Below are 20,038 nucleotides of genomic sequence, written 5' to 3' on the forward strand. Positions count from 1 at the left end.
ACAATCCCCCCACTTGGTAACTGTATCTGTGCAGTTGTTCTGGCTACCGTGAGCGCCCAAAAATTGGCCTGACGGCAGTGATTCTGGCTGCCGTGAAGACACGGAGTGGTGAATTTTCCGCCGCCACTGTAGCTGTGGCAACTACCGTCGGTAGTCATTTCAGCTGCCGTGTTTTTTGGCATGCCAGAGCGTATGGGGACGATTCCTCATGTTTTTGCCTCTAGCCCGGCATCCGGTTGCCATCGCATGTATGGCTTGGATGGCTTTGCGTCCAAGGCCACCCCGGCTTCGTTCTCCAGTCGGTAGCTCGTGGCGTGTCGGGTCTTGTACGTGAAGCCGCCTGGAGTTTCGACCGTGATCCACCCGCGCTCAACTAGCGCGGCGAACGCTGCTTGCACGCGTCGCTGGCCTGCCCCGATTCGCTTTGTCGCCTCCCGCAGGCTCAGGAAAACCACGTTTCCATTCGAGGGTCGATACAGTGCGCGAAGTTCTACCAGCAGTGCGCGAGCATCGGGGTTCAATGTTCGGTAGGCGAGGCAGGTCAGTTCGTGCGCATATAGCCGCACATGTGCCTCATGCCCGATCCCAGTACGCCCTTTGGCTTTAAGTCGCGACTGTGCCAACGTCCGCGCCCTCCGCCAGGTGATACGTTGCAACACGTGAGGTTCCGCGCCGGGTCGGGACCTCGGTGTCGGTGGTGATGATGGGCCAGCCCGCGCGTCTCAAGGCGTGCACATCGGCGGCGAGGCGGAGCGTGCCGAACTCGCGCAGCGCCTCTGCCTGCGTCAGGCTCTGGCCGGCCTCGAGGGCCTCGAGGACGGCCGCACGAGCCGTGCCCTCGACCGGACGCTTGCACTGGATTTGCGATAAATCGTCAGAGCCCTGTTCCATCCTGAGCCGTGACCTGCTTGCCTGGGTTCGTTCGCTTTTGACGAAGTCGTTCATCAGTCCACCTTCCCGGAAACGAATTTCTCCAAGTCGGCACGGCGGTAGCGGACGGCTCGCTTACCCAGCTTCACATAGCGCGGGCCTTCGTCTTTGGCTCGCCAATTCCGCAGAGTGGCAACCTTCAGCGCCAGCAGGGCTGCCACTTCTGTTTCGTCCAGCAGGTCGCCAGGTGTGAGTAACGGGTGAATTTCCATCGATGTACCTCAGCAGTAAGTGACCGTAGGCCAGATGCCTTGCGGTACTGCGGAATGCAGCGATGGGAATAATTGGCTGGAAAAGGTGGGTAGCGCGGTACTCAGCGCGCGTAATCAGGAACCTGCGCGCAGAGTCACAGGTGCGCGCACTTTGACTCCTTCCCCCACGTGGCAGACCACCTGCGAATGGTGTCCGCGCTCGTTAGTGCAGGCCATCGGCGCATGACCTCTGTCGCGAAATGATCAGTCGTGCGTAGGTTTGGATGCCGGCCGCCCTTCCACTCCTTCCACAGCTTCTTCGCACCGGCCTTCGCGGCCTGCTTCCCGTCCTTGTCCAGCTTGACCTTTGCCTTAGCGGCGTGTCGGGCGCCGGCACTGCGCACTTCGGCAAAGGTCATGCTTGGTTCGGTCCTGATCAAACCGGGCGTGTTAACCGACACTAACCCGCCGGCTATCTTGGCAATGGCATCAACCCAATGCGTAGCGGTCACGCCACGCTCACCTCCAACGGCGAACTCAACATCTCCAGCCTGGTTGTAAATCCAACATGCCACGAGCTCCGCAGACGCTGGCAGCTTGATATAGGCACTTTTGCGAAATTCAGCAGCAATAGTCGCTTCTTCTTTGGTCCAGTCGGGGAAGTCCAAAGGAAGAGCTGCTCCTGCTGAAATCTCGACTTCAATACCCTTCTGATCCTCATGCAGCCTGTACCAAGGACGGTCGCGGTTCGTATGCTCGGGGCCGAAGGTGCTCAGTTCTAAGAAGGATGGGTAGTAAATAAGCGTGCCGCCCAGATTGCATGCCCGCAGGCTTGCCAGCAGTTCGCTAAGCCAAGCTTCGTTGGCCGCTCTCATGCCAGCCGCTGTTTCATCGTCACTATTCATCGCTCACCCTCGCCCTAAAGAGGGGGCCCACTGTGCCCAGTGGAATGAGGCTGAGGGCTTTCGCCTGCCTATGCCAAGTGAGGCCATTTGCTCAACTCACTTTGGCGGGCAGCGAGACCACATTCGCCCCCGTGCGCAGGCCGTCTAGGTAGTCCGCCCATGCCTGCATCATCCTCCGGCGTTCGGTCAGGTACTGTGCTTGGTTGTAGGTGCCGCGAATCTTGTTGCCGTCCCGGTGCGCTAGCTGACGCTCGATGGCGTCTGGGTTCCAGCCCATTTCGTTCAGCCGTGTTGATGCCATGTGCCGGAAGCCGTGCGGGGTCATCTGTTCGTTGTCGTAGCCGAGCCGCCGCAGTGCCTGTCGTACTGTGTTCTCCGACATGGGGCGCTTGCTCGAAACCTTCCCCGCGAACACGTACACGCTGCGCCCGGTGAGTTGGTGCAGGTCGCGCAGGATAGCGACTGCCTGAGAGGGTAGGGGGACGACGTGGGGCGGGCTGCGCGGATTCTCCTTTTCGACCCGACTCAACTTCTGCTTGGCGGCCGGGATGCGCCACTCGGCAGCGTCTAGGTCTAGCTCGGTCCATTCCATCTGCCGAATCTCGCCCGGTCGCTGGAACAAAATTGGCGATACCCTGAGGGCGGCCAGTGTCACGGGGTCGCCGGTGTAACCGTCCATCGCCTGCAGTAGGTCGGCGATCTGGCTGGTGTCGGTGATGGAGGCGAAGTGCCGTTTGACGGCCTTGGGTAGCGCCCCGCGGAGATCATGGGCAGGGTCGCGCTTGGCGATTCCTGCAGCGATGGCGTAGCGGAATACGGCAGACAGTTCTGAGCGGATGCGGTCTGCGCTCTCCAGCTTGCCGGCCTTGACCAGCCGTTGCAGGCAGGCCAGCAACTCTGGGGCTTCGATCTCGGCTGTTGGTCGCGCCCCGACGTAGGGGAAAACATGTGTCTCCATCCACGCCTTGCAGCGATCGGAAGTGCCCTTGGTTCGCTCGCGGGCCTTCATCTCCTGGTAGGCGCGAGTCACTACCTCAAGGCTGTTTGCCGCCCGCTCGGCCCCGGCCGCCTTCTCTGCCTTCCGCTGCGCTCCGGGGTCTGTGCCTTGGGCGACCAGTGTGCGGGCTTCCTCGCGCCGCTGGCGGGCTTGCGCCAGCTTCACCTCAGGGTAGGTGCCGAGTCCCAGCATGTTCTCCGTCCCGATGACAGGCCGGCGGTAGCGCCAGCGCCAGAGTTTGGAGCCGTCTGGGTTCACCAACAGGAACATTCCGCCGCCGTCAGGCAGCTTGTACGGCTTGGGACCGGGCTTGGCGTTTGCGACTTCAGAGGGTGATAGCGGCTTGGAGGTCAGCCTGGGCATGGGGGTTGGTATCTGGTTTGAGGGTACGGCTCGTTGCCTGTAGCCGCGTACCCACACTTGTACCCGCAAACTTGGGTGATAGCCAGTGACATGCAAGGATGTCGCCAGACAATAGATAAAGAAAAACCCCCGATTTCTCGGGGGTTTTTGGTCTTTCCGGTACCTTGCGGGACCTATATATGGTGGAGGTGGGCGGAATTGAACCGCCGTCCGAAGGCACTCCATCCCCGGTACTACATGCTTAGCTCACCGTTGGATCTCATCCTGTGGCAGCACGGTGTGCAAAGCGCACCCCAGGACCAGCCTGCTTTAGTTAAGTCGTGACTGACAGGCAGCCATCACAACCGGTTCCGTGATAATGACCCTACATCTACGAGCACGGGCACAAGTAGGTTCGGGGGTTCGCCTAAGGCGGCTGTAGAACTAAACGCTAAAGCTGTTTTTAGGCAGCGATTGCGAAGTCGTTCGAACCGTAGTTGTCGTCGTTGGCAACTAAAAGTTTGCTGCTGGATTAACGAGGAAAGCTGCCCCCTCGGCATGCACCAAGTAACTTCACAACCCCCGTCGAAACCAATGCACCCCCGGTTTCTTCAAGAACCGCACTTCATCCGGAAAACAGCGCCGGACGTCTACTTGACGGAATGGATGCTACTCCAATCCGGCTGAACAGTCACCTTGCCGGTCTGCCGCTTACTTCTGCAGCTGGCGGCGGCTGTCGGCCTTGTGGCGGGCCTTTTCCTTCTTCAGGCGGTTGTGCTCGTTGCGCACGGCCATCGCCTGCTTCTTGGCCTGCGGCTCGACCCGGGCCATCAGCGATTCCACCTGGGCCACCAGCCGGCGGTGCTCCAGGGTGTCGTAGCTCTGCGTTTCCGAGGCAACGCGCTTGGCGTTGCGGATCAGGTAGGTCAGCACCTTGAGCAGCGCGGCCGGGTCCATCGCGCGGGCGAGTTCGTCAAAGATGAACTCCAGCGCGGCCACGTCGGCGCGCAGGGTGGTCAGTTCGTCCGCCGCCAGTGCGGGTGCCGGGGTAGTTTCAAGTGTCACGCGCGGATCCTTTCCGTATCAATGCGGGGATTCTGACAGCTGCACGGGGCTGGCGGGGAAAGATCGCTGTCCTGCCGGGGCCGCGGGGTCAGGTCGGCCTTGGCGATACGTGGCGCTGGCAGCGCCCGGGCAGGGCGTTACAGCGGCTTGCGCAGGTACAGGCGATGGTGCCCAGGCGGGAAGTCCTGCAGCCGGCCGAACACCTCATAGCCCTGCTTGAGGTAGAAGCCCTCGGCCTGCCAGGAGAAGGTGTCCAGCGTCACCGCGTGTGCGCCGAGCGTGCGGGCCTGCTGCTCGGCATCGGCCAGCAGCGCCTGGCCCAACCCCTGGCCACGCTGGCTGGCGTCCACCCACAACGCATGCACCATCAGCCAGCCACCGCAGACGTCGGCGGCGATCCCGGCCACCACCCGGCCGGTGGCATCGTGGATCACCCGGTTGACCGGCTGGTCGTCCAACGCATCGCCACTGGCGGCCTGGTTGAAAGCCAACAGGCCGGCGAACACCGCGCGGGTGTCTTCGGCGCTGGCTGGCGTGATCGTAGGCGCGGGCGACACCGGGGCCATCACGCGTCGCGGTTGTGCCGACGCATGGTGCGCGACTTCTCGCGCGCCCAGTCGCGGTCCTTCTCGGCATCGCGCTTGTCGTGGGTCTGCTTGCCCTTGGCCAGCGCGATCTCGAGCTTGATCTTGTTCTTGCTCCAGTACATCGCGGTGGGCACGATCGTGTAGCCGTCGCGCTGCACCTTGCCGATCAGCTTGTCGATCTCGTTGCGATGCAGGAGCAGCTTGCGGTCCCGGCGGTCGTTGGCCACCACATGGGTGGAGGCCTGGATCAACGGGGTGATCTGCGCACCGATCAGATAGATCTCGCCATCACGCACGTAGGCGTAAGCATCGATGATGTTGCCGCGCCCGGCGCGGATCGACTTGACCTCCCAGCCCTGCAGGGCCAGGCCGGCTTCGAAGCGATCTTCGATGTGGTACTCGTGCCGGGCACGCTTGTTGAGTGCGATGGTTTTGTTGGCCGTCGCGCCCTTTGCTTTATCCTTGCCGCTGTTCTTGCTCATTTCCCTATTGTCTCCGATTCGGGCACGCCCGGTCGATTCATCAGACATCTGTATCGCATGCCAACTATCCGCCGTAGTGCCCTGGTCGAACATTCGGCTGCCCGCATGTTCGACCTGGTCAATGATATTGACGCCTATCCGCGCCGCTTCCGCTGGTGTTCGGCCTCGCAGATCCTGGAGTCCGGCCCGGACCGCCTGGTCGCGCGCCTGGATCTGGGCTTCGGTTCGTTCTCCACCTGGTTCATGACCGAGAACACGCTGCAACGCCCGCACAGCATCGATATGCAGCTCAAGGACGGGCCGTTCAAGCGCCTGCACGGTCGCTGGGAATTCCACGCGCTGGCCGAAGATGCCTGCAAGGTCACGCTGACGCTGGAGTTCGAGCCGACCTCACGTCTGCTCGGTCCGGCTCTCGCGCTGGGCTTCCAGGGCCTGGCCGACCGGATGGTCAATGATTTCGTCCGCGTCGCCGACGCCCAGGACTGAGCCGTGATCACGGTCGAGGTGGTGCTGGCCTGGCCCGATCGGGCCGCGTCGAAGCTGCTGACCCTCGCCGAGGGCACCACCGTCGCCGAGGCCACTGCGCTGGCCCGCATCGAGGGCAGCGACCAGTGCCCGGCCGTGGCCGTGCATGGCCTGCTGGCCAAGCCGGATCAGGTGCTGCGCGAGGGCGACCGGGTCGAGCTGCTGCGTCCGCTGCTGGCCGACCCGAAAGACAACCGCCGCCGACGCGCCCGCGCCGGCAGCTGAGTGAAGAACGCGGGCCTCAGCGGCCGCGCTTCTTCTTGTCCTTGGGCAGGTTGCGGCCGAACTGGCGCAGCGTGCTGCGGGCCAGCTGGGCGTCGTCGCTGGCGAAGTACTCGCCGTCCCAGCGGGTGACCGCGTCGTTTTCGAAGTAGACGGTGAAGTTCTTCACTTCCGTCTTGCCGACCCGGTTCACGCGCTGGCTGGCGGTGTAATCCCAGCGCTGGGCGTGGAACGGGTCCGGGATGGAGGGCGTGCCAAGCAGGGCGTTGACCTGCTGCTTGCTCTGGCCCACCTGCAGCTGACCGACGGCCTGCTCCCGGATCAGGTTGCCCTGATAGATGGGTTGCTTGTAAATGATGCCGCAGCCCGTGGTGGACAGGGCAACGGCGGCGACCAGCAGGAGATTGCGCATCGGGGAATGGCGTTTGGGGAAATCGAGTCGATGATACACTCCCGACGTGTCGCCGCGACCCAATCCGAGGCAGCTGGCGCTAAATCGCCAATGAACGGAGAACTATGGAAACCCACGACCTGCGCAAAGTCGGCCTCAAGGTGACCCATCCGCGTATGCGGATCCTGTCGCTGCTCGAGCAGCGCAATGCCAGCCACCACATGACCGCCGAAGACATCTACCGCCAGCTCCTGGAGCACGGGGATGAGATCGGGCTGGCCACGGTCTACCGGGTCCTGACCCAGTTCGAGGCGGCCGGCCTGGTGCTCAAGCACAACTTCGAAGGTGGCCAGGCCGTCTACGAGCTGGACCGCGGGGGTCACCATGACCACATGGTCGATGTGGACAGCGGCAAGATCATCGAGTTCGAAAGCCACGAGATCGAGGAGCTGCAGCGCAAGATCGCAGCCGACCACGGCTACGAACTGGAAGAGCACTCGCTGGTCCTGTACGTGCGCAAGAAGCGCCGGTGATGGCGCCGGGCCAGTCGTGACGACCGGCCTGGGCAGGGCACGCTGCAGATCAAACCCCCGCGCCCCGGCCCGGGGGTTTTTCGTTGTCAGGGTGTCGTGACCGGCACGTGGCCGGGCAGCAGCGCCTGCAGGTCCACCGCGTCGGCCATCGCCCGGTTGCCCGCATCGCCCGGGTGCAGGTGGTCGCCGGAATCGAACGCTGGCGCCATCCGCGCCGGAGCGGCCGGGTCACGCAGGGCGGCGTCGAGGTCGATCACCGCATCGAACGGGCTGTCCTGCCGCAGCCAGGCATTGAGCTGGCTGCGCAGCGCGTCTTTGTCGGGCTGGTAGTAGTCGTCCAGCGGCGTGCCGGGCAGGGCGCCCGCGAACGGCGGCAGGGTCGCACCGATGATGCGCACGCCCCGGGCATGGGCGCGATCCACCAGGGCGCGATAGCCGGCCTGCAGTTCGGCCAGGGTCGGCGCAGGTTCGGATCGGGCGAAGGCGGTGCCGGGCCAGGCGATGTCGTTGGTGCCCAGCAGCACGATCACGCTGGCCACGCCGGGTTGATCGAGCACATCGCGCTGGAAGCGGGAGAGCGCGGCCTCTCCCATGCCATCGCGGAGCAGGCGGCCACCGGAGATGCCGGCGTTGACCACGGCCACGCCCCGCGGCGCGAGGCGTGCGGCGAGGTGGTCGGTCCAGCGCTGGTCGCGGTCCAGGCTGGCGGTCGCGCCATCGGTGATCGAGTCACCGATCACCACCACGCTGCGGGCGCCTGCGGCGGCCTGCACATCGATACCCGAGACGAACAGGCGGGCGGTGGTGGTCGAGGAGGTGGCCAACGTCGGGGCGAGCGTCTGGTCGCCGGTGGCGAACGCGGCGGTCTGCCGGCCTTCCCAGTGGAAGCTGCGAAGGGGCGTGTGCTCGGCCAGGTAGACGCTCACCTGCACGGCCTGGAGATCGGTGGTCGCCAGCGCCACTGGGTCGCTCAGGCGTTCGGTACCGGGCGCGATCACGGTCGCGGCGCGTCCCTCGAAGGACAGCGCCAGGGGCTGCTGGCCGGCCCCGGCGGCAACGCTGGCCGCGTTGATCCGCAGCGGTTGCTCGCCATAGGTATTGCTCAGGCGCACCCGCAGCTGGCGGCCGCCGAGGCTCAGGCGCGCGGTCTGGCGGAACGTCTGCGCCTCCAGGTGCGTCGGGATCAGCGTGGGGAAGAGGAAATCTGCGCCCCAGACCGGCTGCGGGCTGGCCTGCCAGCTGGCCACCCAGGTGGGCGCAGGGGCTGCAACCGCGGTGCCGGCGGTGGCCAGCAGGGCGGTGGCGGTAAGGCGGGCGAAGGTAGTCATCGGGCGATCCGTGGGAGAGGAACCGCCATGGTGATCTTCGGGGTACCTGTGAACTAGACTGCCTGCGGACAATCATCTGTGAACTGGATTCATCCCATGGCAGGCACCGATATCAACCGTTCCGGCGAACTGGAAGTGTTCGTCCGGGTCATCGAAACCGGCGGGTTTTCAGCGGCTGCGCGTTCGTTGGACCTGAGCCCCTCTGCGGTCAGCAAGCTGGTCTCGCGGCTCGAGCAGCGGCTCGGCACGCGCCTGCTGCAGCGCTCCACCCGTCAGCTGCAGCTGACCCAGGAGGGCTGCGCCTTCTATGAGCGCGGACTGCGCGTGCTGGCCGATCTGGATGAAGCCGAGAGCTGTGCCAGCGCCCATGCCGAACCGCGTGGGCGCCTGCGGGTGAATGCCAATGTGCCGTTTGGCCAGCATTTCCTGCTGCCGCTGCTGCCGGACTTTCTCGCGCTGCACCCGCAGGTCGGCGTGGACCTGGTGCTGACCGACGAGGTGATCGACCTGCTCGAGCAGCGCACCGATGTGGCGGTGCGCGCCGGCCCGCTGAAAAGCTCCAGTTTGGTGGCGCGGCGACTGGGCGCGACCCGGATGATGATCGTCGCCGCCCCCAGCTACGCGGCCCGACACGGCTTGCCGCAGGACGCCGACATGCTGATGGCGCACAACCGGCTCGATATCGGGCATCCGCGTACGCAGGCCGGCTGGCCGCTGGTCGTTGATGGCGAGCGGCAGGTCGTGCCCATCCAGGGCAATGCACGCGCCAGCGACGGCGAGGCGCTGCGCAGGCTGGTGCTCGGTGGCGTGGGCATGGCGCGGCTGGCGGCGTTCCAGGTGCAGGCCGATGTGGCGGCCGGACGCCTGCTGCCGGTGCTGGAATCGGCCAACCCTGGTGATCTGGAGGAGGTGCACGCGGTGTTCCAGGGGCAGGGTGGCTACCTGCCGCTGCGCGTGCGCGCGCTGCTGGATTTTCTGGTTGCGCGGGTGGATCTGGCCCAGCCGTTGGGGTGAGGGGGGCGGGGGGATGCCGCGGGCGGAACCGGGTCCGCGGGGAGCCGGCCAGCGGCCGGCACTACCGGGTCGGGGCCGGCAGGTACCGACCGTGGGTCGGTACCCACCCTCAAACCTGCAACAGCTTGCGCGCCGCGGCGCGGGCTTCCTTGCTGACTTCCACGCCGCCCAGCATCCGCGCGAGCTCTTCTTCGCGGGCCTTGGTGTCCAGCTTCTCGACCGCACTCTGGGTCATGCCGTCCACCGGGGCCTTGCTGACCCGGTAGTGGGCGTGGCCCTTGGAGGCGACCTGGGGCAGATGGGTGACGCACAGCACCTGACGCTTCTCGCCCAAGGCGCGCAGCTTCTGCCCGACGATGTCGGCCACGGCGCCGCCGATGCCTGAATCGACTTCGTCGAAGACCATGGTCGGCACGGCATCCAGGCCCAAGGCGGCGACTTCGATCGCCAGCGAGATGCGGGACAGTTCACCGCCCGAGGCCACCTTGCGCAGGGCGCGCGGCGGCTGGCCGGCGTTGGCGGCAACCAGAAACTCGACCCGCTCGGCCCCGTTCGGGTCCGGCTTGACCACGCTCTGCGGCTCGATATCGATCAGGAACTGACCGCCGCCCATGCCCAGCTCGCCGATCAGGGTGGTGGTGGTGTCCGACAGGGCCTTGGCAGCCTTCCGGCGGCTGGCGCTGAGCACCTCGGCCACGGTCGTCCACTGGCCGGCGGCACGGTCGATCTCGCCGGCCAGGGCCTGCAGGCGCTCGTCGGCACCGCGCAGCTGCTCGACTTCGGCTTCCATGGCGTCGCGGTGCTCGCCCAGCGCTTCCATCGGCACGCGGTGCTTGCGGGCGAGGTCGTGCAGGCGGCCCAGGCGGCGCTCGATGTCCTCGAACTGCTCCGGGTCGGCGTCCAGGTCGTCGTGGACGCGATCAAGCAGGGACAGCGCTTCGTCCAGTTGGATGGCGGCACTGTCGAGCAGTGCATCGACCTCGCCGAGCCGGCTGTCGTGCTCGGCCACGCGGGCCAGATCATGCCGGGTCTGCTGCAGCAGCTGCAGCACCGAGACCTCGTCGTCGCCGTTGAGGCGGCTGACGGCCACGTCGCAGGCGCCGATCAGCGCGCTGGCATGGGCCTGGCGGCGGTGGCTGCTGCCCAGGGTGGCGATCGAGGCCGGGTCCAGGTCTTCGCGCTTGAGCTCGCTGAGCTGGTGCTCCAGGTAACCGATCCGGTCGCTGACATCGCCCTGGCGCGACAGCGCCTCGGCTTCGTCCACCAGCGCCTGCCAGCGTGCCGCGGTCTGGCGGACCTGGGCGCGCTCGGCGTCGTTGCGGGCGAAGGCGTCCAGCAGCGAGAGCTGCGAGGGGCGCGAGAGCAGGGCCTGCTGTTCGTGCTGGCCATGGATCTCCACCAGCATGCCGGCCAGCTCGGTCAGCTGGGTCAGCGTCACCGGGCGGCCGTTGATGAAGGCGCGCGAACCGCCATCGGCGCGGATCACCCGGCGCAGTTGGCACTGTTCTTCGTCGTCCAGCTCGTTGTCGCGCAGCCACTGGCGGGCCGGCGCATCGGCCGGCGGCGCGAATTCGGCCGAGAGCTCGGCGCGGGCGGCGCCGTGGCGGACCACGCCGCTGTCGGCGCGCAGCCCGGACAAAAAGCCCAGCGCGTCCACCATCAGCGACTTGCCCGCGCCGGTTTCACCCGAGACCACGGTCATGCCGGCGCCGAATTCCAGCTCGGTGGCGCGGACGACCGCGAAATCCTTGATCGATAGATGTCTAAGCATGATCTACGTTGTACACGAGGGGCGTCTCCAAGCCGCGCAAGCTAGCATGGGCGGGGGGCGTCTCCAATGACTTGCCAACGCCCCGTGCAGCCATTATCTAAGTGGGCGTCTCACAGGCTGATTCCATGCATCCTTCCGCGTCCCATCTCGCCCCGCGTGCCCGCCATCTGCTGCGGACGCTGATCGCGCGCCACATCCAGGATGGCGAGCCGGTCGGCTCGCAGACCCTTGCCCGGCATGCCGGCCTGGATGTCAGCCCGGCCACCATCCGCAACATCCTGGGCGACCTGGAAGACCTGGGCCTGCTCAGCTCGCCGCATACCTCGGCCGGCCGCGTGCCGACCGCGCACGGTTACCGGGTGTTCGTGGACAGCCTGGTCAAGATGCAGCCGCCGGGGGAGGGTGAGCTCAGCCGCCTGCGCACCGAGCTGGCCACCGGAACCGGCACCCAGGCCCTGCTCGGCAGTGCCTCGGAGCTGCTCTCGGCGATGAGCCATTTCGTCGGGGTGGTCAGTGCCCCGCGCCGGGAGCAGTTCGCGTTCCGGCACATCGATTTCGTGGCGCTGGACGCGCGTCGGGTGCTGGCGATCCTGGTGTTTGCCGACAACGAAGTACAGAACCGGGTGATCGAGCCGCGCCGCAGCTTCGATCCGGGCGAGCTGGAGCAGGTCGCCAACTACCTCAACGCCAACTGCGCCGGGCGGCCGCTGGCCGAGATCCGGGCCCGGCTGCTGCTGGAGCTGCGCGATGCGCAGTCGGAGATGGAGCAGCTGCTGGCGCACAGCATCGAGCTGGCCGAGCAGGCCATGGTGCCGCCGGCCGACGACATGGTGCTGGCCGGGCAGACCCGGCTGATGGGCGTGCAGGACCTGTCCGACCTGGAGCGCCTGCGCGAGCTGTTCGACGTGTTCGCCAGCAAGCGCGAGATCCTCCAGCTGCTCGAACGCACCATCCAGGCCCCGGGGGTGCGCATCTTCATCGGCGAGGAGACCGGGGTGATGCCGCTGGAAAGCGTCTCGCTGGTCACCGCCCCGTACTCGGCCGATGGCCAGGTGCTGGGCGTGCTGGGGGTGATCGGCCCCAAGCGGATGGCCTACGACCGGATGATTCCGCTGGTGGAAGCCACCGCCCAGGTGCTGGGCGCCGCGCTGGGCTCGCCCGGTGGCGGCGGATTGTCCCGCGATCGCGCATAAAGCGGCCCTGGACTCTTGAATCCCGTAGCCGCGCCCACATAGGGGTGGGTGGAGGCGGAGAGTCACCGCCAAGGATCCGGAAATGAACCAAGATCAGTCAGATATCGCATCCCAGAATCCCGCCGGCGAGCCGGCCGCGGAGCCGTCCCTGCAGCAGCAGCTGGACAGCCTGCACAACGAGCTGGCGCTGCTGCGCTCGGAGTCGCTGCGCGAACGCGCCGACCTGGACAACCAGCGCAAGCGCGTGGCCCGCGACGTCGAACAGGCGCGCCGCTTCGCCAACGAAAAGCTGCTCGGCGAGCTGCTGCCGGTCTTCGACAGCCTCGATGCCGGCCTCAATGCCGCCGGCAGTGACCCGAGCCCGCTGCGCGAAGGTCTCGAACTGACCTACAAGCAGCTGCTCAAGGTCGCCGCCGACAACGGCCTGACCCTGCTCGACCCGACCGGGCAGACCTTCAACCCGGACCACCACCAGGCCATCAGCCAGGTCGACGCACCCGGCGCGGCGCCGGGCAGCGTGGTCCAGGTGTTCCAGAAGGGCTACCTGCTCAACGACCGCCTGCTGCGCCCGGCGCTGGTCGTGGTGGCCCGCGACTGATCCGCAGGCCAGTGAGCCGGGCGTTGCCCGGCTGCTCGACCGGACGCTGAACGCGTTGGGTCGCCATCGAACACTGTGTTTGATGGACGGCTTGAAAGTGTCCCCAGCGTCCCACACATCCCATTCATAACCCGGCAACTGCCGGATGTACCCAGAACTTTCAGGAGTCTCCCTCATGGGCAAGATCATTGGTATCGACCTCGGCACCACCAACTCGTGTGTGGCGATCATGGACGGCGGCAAGGCCCGCGTCATCGAAAACGCGGAAGGCGATCGCACCACGCCGTCCATCGTCGCCTACACCAAGGACGGCGAAGTCCTGGTCGGCGCCTCGGCCAAGCGCCAGGCCGTGACCAACCCCAAGAACACCTTCTACGCTGTCAAGCGCCTGATCGGCCGCAAGTTCACCGACGCTGAAGTCCAGAAGGACATCGCGCACGTGCCCTACGGCATCCTGGCCCATGACAACGGCGACGCCTGGGTGCAGACCAGCGACGGCAAGAAGATGGCCCCGCAGGAAATCTCCGCCCGCGTGCTGGAGAAGATGAAGAAGACCGCTGAAGCGTTCCTGGGTGAGACCGTCACCGAGGCCGTGATCACCGTGCCGGCTTACTTCAACGACAGCCAGCGCCAGGCCACCAAGGACGCAGGCCGCATCGCCGGTCTGGAAGTCAAGCGCATCATCAACGAGCCGACCGCTGCTGCCCTGGCCTATGGCCTGGACAAGGGTGACGGCCGTGACCGCAAGATCGTTGTGTACGATCTGGGCGGCGGCACCTTCGACGTGTCGATCATCGAGATCGCCAACGTGGACGGTGAGAAGCAGTTCGAAGTGCTCGCCACCAACGGTGACACCTTCCTGGGCGGCGAAGATTTCGACAACCGCGTCATCGAGTACCTCGTCGACGAGTTCAACAAGGACCAGGGCATCGACCTGCGCAAGGATCCGCTTGCCCTGCAGCGCCTGAAGGACGCCGCCGAGCGCGCCAAGATCGAGCTGTCCACCAGCCAGCAGACCGAAGTGAACCTGCCGTACGTCACCGCTGACGCGTCGGGCCCGAAGCACCTGAACATCAAGCTGACCCGCGCCAAGCTGGAAGCGCTGGTGGAAGACCTGATCAAGAAGTCGATCGAGCCGTGCCGCATCGCGCTGAACGATGCCGGCCTGCGTTCGAGCGACATCGGTGAAGTGATCCTGGTCGGCGGTCAGACCCGCATGCCGAAGGTGCAGCAGGCGGTGACCGAGTTCTTCGGCAAGGAACCGCGCAAGGACGTCAACCCGGATGAGGCCGTGGCACTGGGTGCTGCGATCCAGGGCGGCGTGCTGGGCGGCGACGTCAAGGACGTGCTGCTGCTGGACGTGACCCCGCTGTCGCTGGGCATCGAGACCCTGGGTGGCGTGTTCACCAAGATCATCGAGAAGAACACCACCATCCCGACCAAGGCCTCGCAGGTGTTCTCCACCGCCGAGGACAACCAGTCGGCCGTGACCGTGCACGTGCTGCAGGGTGAGCGCGAGCAGGCCCGCTTCAACAAGTCGCTGGCCAAGTTCGACCTCTCCGGCATCGAGCCGTCGCCGCGCGGCCTGCCGCAGGTGGAAGTGTCCTTCGACATCGACGCCAACGGCATCCTGCACGTGTCGGCCAAGGACAAGAAGACCAACAAGGAACAGAAGGTCGAGATCAAGGCCGGTTCGGGTCTGTCCGAGGACGAGATCGCACGCATGGTCGCCGACGCGGAAGCCAACCGCGAAGAAGACAAGAAGTTCCACGAGCTGGTCCAGGCCCGCAACCAGGCTGACGCGCTGATCCACGGTACCCGTACCGCGATCACCGAGCACGGCAGCAAGGTCGGCGGCGATGTGATCGGCAAGGTGGAGTCGGCCCTGGCCGATCTGGAAACCGCGATGAAGAGCGACGACAAGGCCCAGATCGAAGCCAAGTCGAAGGTGCTGGAAGAAGCCGGCCAGGCGCTGTTTGCTGCCTCCGCAGCGGCAGAGCAGGGCGGCGCGGCGCCGGGCCCGGATGCCGGTGGCAACAACGGCGCGCACGACGATGTGGTCGACGCCGAGTTCACCGAAGTCAAGGACGACAAGAAGTCCTGATCCGGACTCGACACGGGACGTTGCGCAGGCAGCGTCCCGTTGTCATATCCCCCTTCTGGTCCTGACAGCCGTTTCCCGGCCTGTCGGGGCGCCCGGCGAAAGAGCGGACCTGGTGCCGCTCTTCCGCTTTGACGAATCCCGACTTCCGGAACCCGATTCAAGTTATGAGCAAGCGCGATTACTACGAAGTGCTGAGCGTGTCCCGCACCGCCAGCGACGAAGAACTGAAGAAGGCCTATCGCCGTTGCGCGATGAAATACCATCCGGACCGCAATCCGGGTGACAGCGAGGCCGAAGCATCCTTCAAGGAATGCAAGGAAGCCTACGAAACCCTGTCCGACAGCAACAAGCGCCGCATGTACGACGCCCACGGCCACGCCGCGTTCGAGCACGGCATGGGCGGCGGTGGCGGCCCGGGTGGCCCGGACATGGGCGATATCTTCGGGGACATCTTCGGCAACATCTTCGGCGGTGGCGCCGGCGGTGGTGGTCCGCGTCAGGCCCGTCGCGGTGCCGACATCGGTTACGTGATGGAGCTGGACCTGGAAGAGGCGGTGATGGGCGTGGAGCGCCGCATCGAGATTCCGAGTCTGGTCGAATGCGATGACTGCAACGCCAGCGGTTCGGAAGATGGCAAGGTCGAGACCTGTTCGGTCTGCCGTGGCCAGGGCCAGGTGCGCATCCAGCGCGGCATCTTCGCGATGCAGCAGGCCTGCCACCACTGCAACGGCCGTGGCCAGATCATCCAGAACCCCTGCAAGACCTGTCACGGCAATGGCCGTGTCGAGGAAGACAAGGTGTTGTCGGTCAAGGTGCCTGCGGGCGTCGATACCGGCGACCGCATCCGTCTGTCCGGTGAAGGCGAGGCCGGTCCGGCTGGCACCCCGGCGGGCGATCTGTACGTGGAAGTGCGGGTGCGTGAGCACGCGATCTTCCAGCGCGACGGCGACGACCTGCACTGCGAAGTGCCGATCCGCATCTCGCAGGCCGCGCTGGGCGATACCGTACGCGTGGCGACCCTCGGCGGCTATGCGGAAATCCGCATTCCGGCCGAGACCCAGACCGGCAAGCTGTTCCGCATGCGTGGCAAGGGCGTGCGTTCGGTGCGCAGCCGCAGCGAAGGCGACCTGTACTGCCGCGTGGTGGTGGAGACCCCGGTCAACCTCACCCCGGAGCAGCGCAAGCTGCTGGAACAGTTCGAGACCACCTTCACCGGCGAGGAAGCGCGCAAGCATTCGCCCAAGTCGGCGACGTTCATTGATGGCGTGAAGGGTTTCTGGGATCGGATGACGTCGTAAGCGCACCTAGATCCACACGATGTACCTGGCCCCCTGCGAGAGCAGGGGGCTTTTTTGTCGTCGGTGTGACGCGGAGGGCCAATTGCAAATGAGGGCATCCCGGCATCTGCGAAGAGCATCGCGTCGCGGTCCGATACAAGATGCTTGCTTCTGGTGTTGATCGCGACAGGTGTGGGTGACTGCGCCTGCAGCGATCACTACCCTGTCTGGATGAATAAACTCACCCGTATCGCCCACGCCGCCGCTCGACCACTGCCTTCCGCTGTACGCTGCGCATTGTCGGTGGCCGTGGTGGCTGCCTCCCTCACTGCAGGAGTGGTGTCCGCCAGGACATTGGATGCATGCAAGCTGGATGCGATTGATGGGACGATCGAGCGTCCTCTGCAGTTGGCGCCTGGCACGCGATGGACGTATTCGGTGGGTGCCGACCATCCTGTGTCGACCCTTCGCCTGGATGGGATGGCGGAGAGTCTGACGCGGCTGACGGTGGGGCACGGTCTGCAGCGAGTGGAACACACCGACACCTATGCGGATGTCAATCCGCTTCGTCAGGGGCGAAAGGAAATCCTGCGGTTCCCACTTGCGGTGGGTGCAGCGTGGAACGATGAGTTCGCCGAACCCGGTGCAGTCGTGAGCGAGAATTGGGGCTACCGCTACGACTACGAAGAGAAAGGCAGCAGTCGTGTGGTGGCCATGGAGACAATCAAAATTGGGGTCGGTAACGTCCGTGCGTACCGCATCGAGAGGAGTGCACACTGGCGAAAGTCCAATCCCAGGTCGAATGATATGACCGGCATGCGCTGGCAGGGGCGGGAGGCCGTCGAGGGACTGGAGCGCAGTATCAGCTGGTACGTGCCTGCCATGGGGCGGGTAGTGCTTAAGCGCAGCATCACCGCGCATCCGTCGTATGCCCTCTATCTCTCGGCAGAGGGCAACTCCCGCGATGTCATCGTCACAGAGCTGGTAGCCTTCGAATCGCCGGGAGGCTGCCGAGTGGAAGGGGAGCCCATCCACGCGCAACGGTTCGCCGATCGCCGACCGCTGCATTACCCGTCGGTCTTTAACGATACCTGGGAGTTCGTGTTGCAGCGTCACCCCCACATCCCGGAGCGGGCAGATTCGGCAGAGTAAAGGGCGGGATGCGGCGTGGTGGTTGGGGGATAATGGCAATAGAGCCCCCACAGTGCCGGTCCCATGAACGAATCCCTCGAAAGCCACCTGGTCCACGGCCGCCGCCAGCGCCCGGACGGTCCGTCGCCGGTCGACGTCATCTCGGTCCAGTCGCAGCTGGTCTACGGCTATGCCGGCAACAGCGCTGCCGTGCCGCCGCTGCGCGCGCTGGGCGTGCGCGTCGCCGAAATCCCCACCACGCTGCTCAGCAACGCGCCGTTCTACGAGACCACGCGCGGCCGCGTGCTGCCCTCGGACTGGTTCGCCGATCTACTGCTGGGTGCGGGTGAGCGCGGCCTGCCGCAGCGCGCCCGCATGCTGGTCTCCGGCTACTTCGGCAGCGTCGGCAACGGTGCGGCCTTCGCCGATTGGCTCGATGCGGTGCTGCCGTCCTCGCCACAGCTGCGCTACTGCCTGGACCCGGTCATCGGCGACACCCATACCGGCCCCTATGTCGAGCCGGGCCTGGAAAAAGTCTTCGCCGAGCGTCTGTTGCCGCATGCCTGGCTGGTCACGCCCAATGCCTTCGAACTCGGCCGCCTCACGGGGATGCCGAGCCTGGCCCAGGCCGATGCGATCGCCGCCTCGCAGGCCCTGCTCGCACGCGGTCCGGAATGGGTGCTGGCGCACAGCGTCGGCGGTGATCCGGGCCAGCTGGTCACGCTGGCGGTCAGCCGTGATGCGATCTGGCGCTGGTCCTCGCCGCATCTGCCGGTGGACGTGGCCGGGACGGGCGACGTGCTGATGTCGCTGCTGGTCGCCTTCCTGCTGCGTGGCGAAACCTTCGAACAGGCGATTTCGCGCGCCATTGCCGGCGTGCATGTCGCGCTGGAAACCACGCTGGCCAACGGCCACGAAGAGTTCGATGTGCTGGCCGCGGCGCCGGCGGCGCTGGCGCTGCCCGATCGTTTCGTTCCCGAGCGTCTGGCGTGAGTCTGGCACCGGTCGTGGGCATCGTCGGCAGCGACGGTGCCTACGGGCGCTGGCTGCGCCGCTTCCTGGAACAACGCCTTGGGCTGGAGGTCATCGGGCATGACCCGGCCGATGCCGCATCGGACAGCCCGGAGACGCTGCTGGACCGTGCGGAGGTGTTGATCTTTTCCGCACCGATCCGGCACACGCCGGCGCTGATCGCCGACTATGCGGCGCGCTCGGCCGGTCGCGAAGCCGGTCGGTTGTGGCTGGATGTCACCTCGGTCAAATCCGCACCGGTGGAGGCGATGCTCGCCTCGCAGGCCGAGGTGGTGGGCCTGCACCCGATGACCGCACCGCCCAAGGCGCCCACGCTCAAGGGCCGGGTGATGGTGGTCTGCGAGGCGCGCCTGTCGCAGTGGCAGCCGTTCGTGCAGCAGCTGTGCGACGCGCTGGAAGCCGAGTGCGTGCGCGCCACGCCGGAGCACCACGACCAGGTCATGGCGCTGGTGCAGGCAATGGTGCATGCCACCCATCTGGCGCAGGCCGGCGTGCTGCGCGAGTACGCGCCGATCCTGGGCGCCTTGCCGGCGTTGATGCCGTACCGCTCGGCCTCGTTCGAACTGGATACCGCGATCATCGCGCGCATCCTCTCGCTTAATCCGGCGATCTACGAAGACATCCAGTTCGGCAATCCGCACGTCGCACCGATGCTGGACCGCTTGCTGGCCCAGTTGCAGCAGCTTCGCGCGCAGCTGGAGCAGGGCGATGACGCGGCACGGGCGGCGTTCCGGCAGCAGCTGTTGCTGGATAATCGTGACAGCCTGGGAACCGGGGTGCTGGCCGATGGCAACTACACCTTCGAGCGGGTCGGGTACCTGCTCGCGGATCTGACCGAGCGCAATGCGATCAGCGTGCATCTGCCGGAAGACCGGCCGGGTTCCCTGCGCGAGCTGCTCCACGTGTTCGAGCGGCACCGGGTCAGCCTGGCGTCGATCCATTCCTCGCGCACGCCCGCCGGTGAGGTGCACTTCCGGGTGGGGTTCGTGGCGGGCAGCGACGCGTTGGCACTGCAGGCGGCCGCCATCGAGATCGATGCGTCCGGCATCGGCCGCGTGCTGGTGCGCTGACACCGTGCAGTGCAACATTCATCCACAGGGGGTGTGGATGATCTGCGCACAAACGTGTGGATAAGTGTGTTCGCGCCTTGCGCCAAAAGGCTGTCAAGATACTTGGTCAAAAAATGACCAACATCCGTGCAACTTTTTTGCCGGGCCTCAGGTGGTGAGGGTGAGCTCACCACCGGCGGTCCGGAACTGGCGGCCATCGCGGATCAGATGGCGGCCGTCGGCCAACTCATAGCGCGCCCCCTGGCTGTTGCCGGCCGCCGCATCGGCCTGCTCATCCTTGAACTCGATGATCACGTAGTCGTCGCCGTTGGCATCGGTGGCGGGAAACTGTCGGAACGACATGAAACACC

22 protein-coding genes and 1 other RNA gene are annotated in these 20,038 nt (G+C 65.8%); 11 read left to right on the forward strand and 12 right to left on the reverse strand.

From position 1 onward, the window contains the following. Positions 1 to 603: 603 nt before the first annotated feature. The 8 genes from OC373_RS07795 to smpB all read right to left on the reverse strand — a co-directional run bounded on the left by OC373_RS07795 (position 604) and on the right by smpB (position 5,499). On the reverse strand, positions 604 to 945 hold the full coding sequence (locus tag OC373_RS07795) for a helix-turn-helix domain-containing protein (protein WP_261997410.1): 342 nt from the start codon (positions 943 to 945) through the stop codon (positions 604 to 606). After that, a complete protein-coding gene (locus tag OC373_RS07800) occupies positions 945 to 1,142 on the reverse strand; it encodes a helix-turn-helix domain-containing protein (RefSeq protein WP_261997411.1) in 198 nt (65 codons plus the stop codon). The genes OC373_RS07795 and OC373_RS07800 overlap by 1 nt, the downstream gene beginning before the upstream one ends. Before the next feature lie 134 nt (positions 1,143 to 1,276). Next, on the reverse strand, positions 1,277 to 2,026 hold the full coding sequence (locus OC373_RS07805) for a hypothetical protein (protein WP_261997412.1): 750 nt from the start codon (positions 2,024 to 2,026) through the stop codon (positions 1,277 to 1,279). Positions 2,027 to 2,117: 91 nt separating this feature from the next. Continuing rightward, on the reverse strand, positions 2,118 to 3,386 hold the full coding sequence (locus OC373_RS07810; RefSeq protein WP_261997413.1) for an integrase arm-type DNA-binding domain-containing protein: 1,269 nt from the start codon (positions 3,384 to 3,386) through the stop codon (positions 2,118 to 2,120). A gap of 180 nt (positions 3,387 to 3,566) precedes the next feature. Further along, positions 3,567 to 3,969, reverse strand: a transfer-messenger RNA (tmRNA) gene (gene ssrA, locus OC373_RS07815). 107 nt (positions 3,970 to 4,076) lie between these two features. Beyond that, on the reverse strand, positions 4,077 to 4,430 hold the full coding sequence (locus OC373_RS07820) for a hypothetical protein (protein ID WP_019183168.1): 354 nt from the start codon (positions 4,428 to 4,430) through the stop codon (positions 4,077 to 4,079). 137 nt (positions 4,431 to 4,567) lie between these two features. Beyond that, a complete protein-coding gene (locus OC373_RS07825) occupies positions 4,568 to 4,996 on the reverse strand; it encodes a GNAT family N-acetyltransferase (protein WP_070427162.1) in 429 nt (142 codons plus the stop codon). After that, positions 4,996 to 5,499: an SsrA-binding protein SmpB gene (gene smpB, locus OC373_RS07830; protein ID WP_019183166.1), complete on the reverse strand. Its 504-nt coding sequence runs from the start codon at positions 5,497 to 5,499 to the stop codon at positions 4,996 to 4,998. The genes OC373_RS07825 and smpB overlap by 1 nt, the downstream gene beginning before the upstream one ends. Before the next feature lie 57 nt (positions 5,500 to 5,556). Here smpB and OC373_RS07835 point away from each other — a divergent pair, with 57 nt between their 5' ends. Together OC373_RS07835 and OC373_RS07840 are read left to right on the forward strand one after the other, a co-directional pair. Next, positions 5,557 to 5,985, forward strand: coding sequence for a type II toxin-antitoxin system RatA family toxin (locus OC373_RS07835; protein ID WP_026069778.1), 429 nt, complete (start codon positions 5,557 to 5,559; stop codon positions 5,983 to 5,985). 3 nt (positions 5,986 to 5,988) lie between these two features. Continuing rightward, positions 5,989 to 6,249 (forward strand): RnfH family protein, encoded by a 261-nt coding sequence (locus OC373_RS07840; protein WP_261997414.1) that lies wholly within the window; start codon positions 5,989 to 5,991, stop codon positions 6,247 to 6,249. 16 nt (positions 6,250 to 6,265) lie between these two features. On the opposite strand, the gene bamE is transcribed toward OC373_RS07840, so the two are convergent. Continuing rightward, the gene (gene bamE, locus OC373_RS07845; protein WP_019183163.1) at positions 6,266 to 6,658 is read right to left on the reverse strand and encodes an outer membrane protein assembly factor BamE; all 393 of its coding nucleotides are present in this window, start codon (positions 6,656 to 6,658) and stop codon (positions 6,266 to 6,268) included. A gap of 104 nt (positions 6,659 to 6,762) precedes the next feature. Here bamE and fur point away from each other — a divergent pair, with 104 nt between their 5' ends. Beyond that, on the forward strand, positions 6,763 to 7,170 hold the full coding sequence (fur, locus tag OC373_RS07850) for a ferric iron uptake transcriptional regulator (protein ID WP_019183162.1): 408 nt from the start codon (positions 6,763 to 6,765) through the stop codon (positions 7,168 to 7,170). An 86-nt stretch (positions 7,171 to 7,256) separates the two neighbouring features. Here the strand turns inward: fur and OC373_RS07855 are convergent, their stop codons facing one another. Then, positions 7,257 to 8,498 carry an SGNH/GDSL hydrolase family protein gene (locus OC373_RS07855; RefSeq protein ID WP_261997415.1) on the reverse strand — a complete coding sequence of 414 codons (1,242 nt, stop codon included), beginning with the start codon at positions 8,496 to 8,498 and terminating at the stop codon, positions 7,257 to 7,259. A gap of 96 nt (positions 8,499 to 8,594) precedes the next feature. Between OC373_RS07855 and OC373_RS07860 the strand changes: the two genes are divergently transcribed. Then, positions 8,595 to 9,512 carry a LysR family transcriptional regulator gene (locus OC373_RS07860; protein ID WP_261997416.1) on the forward strand — a complete coding sequence of 306 codons (918 nt, stop codon included), beginning with the start codon at positions 8,595 to 8,597 and terminating at the stop codon, positions 9,510 to 9,512. A gap of 109 nt (positions 9,513 to 9,621) precedes the next feature. On the opposite strand, the gene recN is transcribed toward OC373_RS07860, so the two are convergent. Further along, positions 9,622 to 11,283 carry a DNA repair protein RecN gene (recN, locus tag OC373_RS07865; RefSeq protein WP_046272949.1) on the reverse strand — a complete coding sequence of 554 codons (1,662 nt, stop codon included), beginning with the start codon at positions 11,281 to 11,283 and terminating at the stop codon, positions 9,622 to 9,624. Positions 11,284 to 11,408: 125 nt separating this feature from the next. Here recN and hrcA point away from each other — a divergent pair, with 125 nt between their 5' ends. The 7 genes from hrcA to OC373_RS07900 all read left to right on the forward strand — a co-directional run bounded on the left by hrcA (position 11,409) and on the right by OC373_RS07900 (position 19,688). Continuing rightward, the gene (gene hrcA / locus OC373_RS07870) at positions 11,409 to 12,476 is read left to right on the forward strand and encodes a heat-inducible transcriptional repressor HrcA (protein ID WP_019183158.1); all 1,068 of its coding nucleotides are present in this window, start codon (positions 11,409 to 11,411) and stop codon (positions 12,474 to 12,476) included. A gap of 82 nt (positions 12,477 to 12,558) precedes the next feature. Next, positions 12,559 to 13,074, forward strand: coding sequence for a nucleotide exchange factor GrpE (grpE, locus tag OC373_RS07875; RefSeq protein ID WP_019183157.1), 516 nt, complete (start codon positions 12,559 to 12,561; stop codon positions 13,072 to 13,074). Positions 13,075 to 13,249: 175 nt separating this feature from the next. Continuing rightward, positions 13,250 to 15,178 carry a molecular chaperone DnaK gene (gene dnaK / locus OC373_RS07880; RefSeq protein ID WP_176989745.1) on the forward strand — a complete coding sequence of 643 codons (1,929 nt, stop codon included), beginning with the start codon at positions 13,250 to 13,252 and terminating at the stop codon, positions 15,176 to 15,178. A 164-nt stretch (positions 15,179 to 15,342) separates the two neighbouring features. Next, a complete protein-coding gene (dnaJ, locus tag OC373_RS07885) occupies positions 15,343 to 16,476 on the forward strand; it encodes a molecular chaperone DnaJ (protein ID WP_019183155.1) in 1,134 nt (377 codons plus the stop codon). 210 nt (positions 16,477 to 16,686) lie between these two features. After that, positions 16,687 to 17,607, forward strand: coding sequence for a hypothetical protein (locus OC373_RS07890; RefSeq protein ID WP_087947499.1), 921 nt, complete (start codon positions 16,687 to 16,689; stop codon positions 17,605 to 17,607). 63 nt (positions 17,608 to 17,670) lie between these two features. Beyond that, positions 17,671 to 18,579, forward strand: coding sequence for a pyridoxal kinase (pdxY, locus tag OC373_RS07895; protein WP_070427168.1), 909 nt, complete (start codon positions 17,671 to 17,673; stop codon positions 18,577 to 18,579). Next, positions 18,576 to 19,688 (forward strand): prephenate dehydrogenase, encoded by a 1,113-nt coding sequence (locus OC373_RS07900; protein ID WP_070427169.1) that lies wholly within the window; start codon positions 18,576 to 18,578, stop codon positions 19,686 to 19,688. Before pdxY ends, OC373_RS07900 begins: the two co-directional genes overlap by 4 nt. A gap of 147 nt (positions 19,689 to 19,835) precedes the next feature. Here the strand turns inward: OC373_RS07900 and OC373_RS07905 are convergent, their stop codons facing one another. After that, a complete protein-coding gene (locus OC373_RS07905; protein ID WP_019183151.1) occupies positions 19,836 to 20,030 on the reverse strand; it encodes a hypothetical protein in 195 nt (64 codons plus the stop codon). Positions 20,031 to 20,038: the final 8 nt, after the last annotated feature.

It is taken from the genome of Stenotrophomonas sp. Ste96 (assembly GCF_024519495.1).
Classification (GTDB): Bacteria; Pseudomonadota; Gammaproteobacteria; order Xanthomonadales; family Xanthomonadaceae; genus Stenotrophomonas; species Stenotrophomonas bentonitica_A.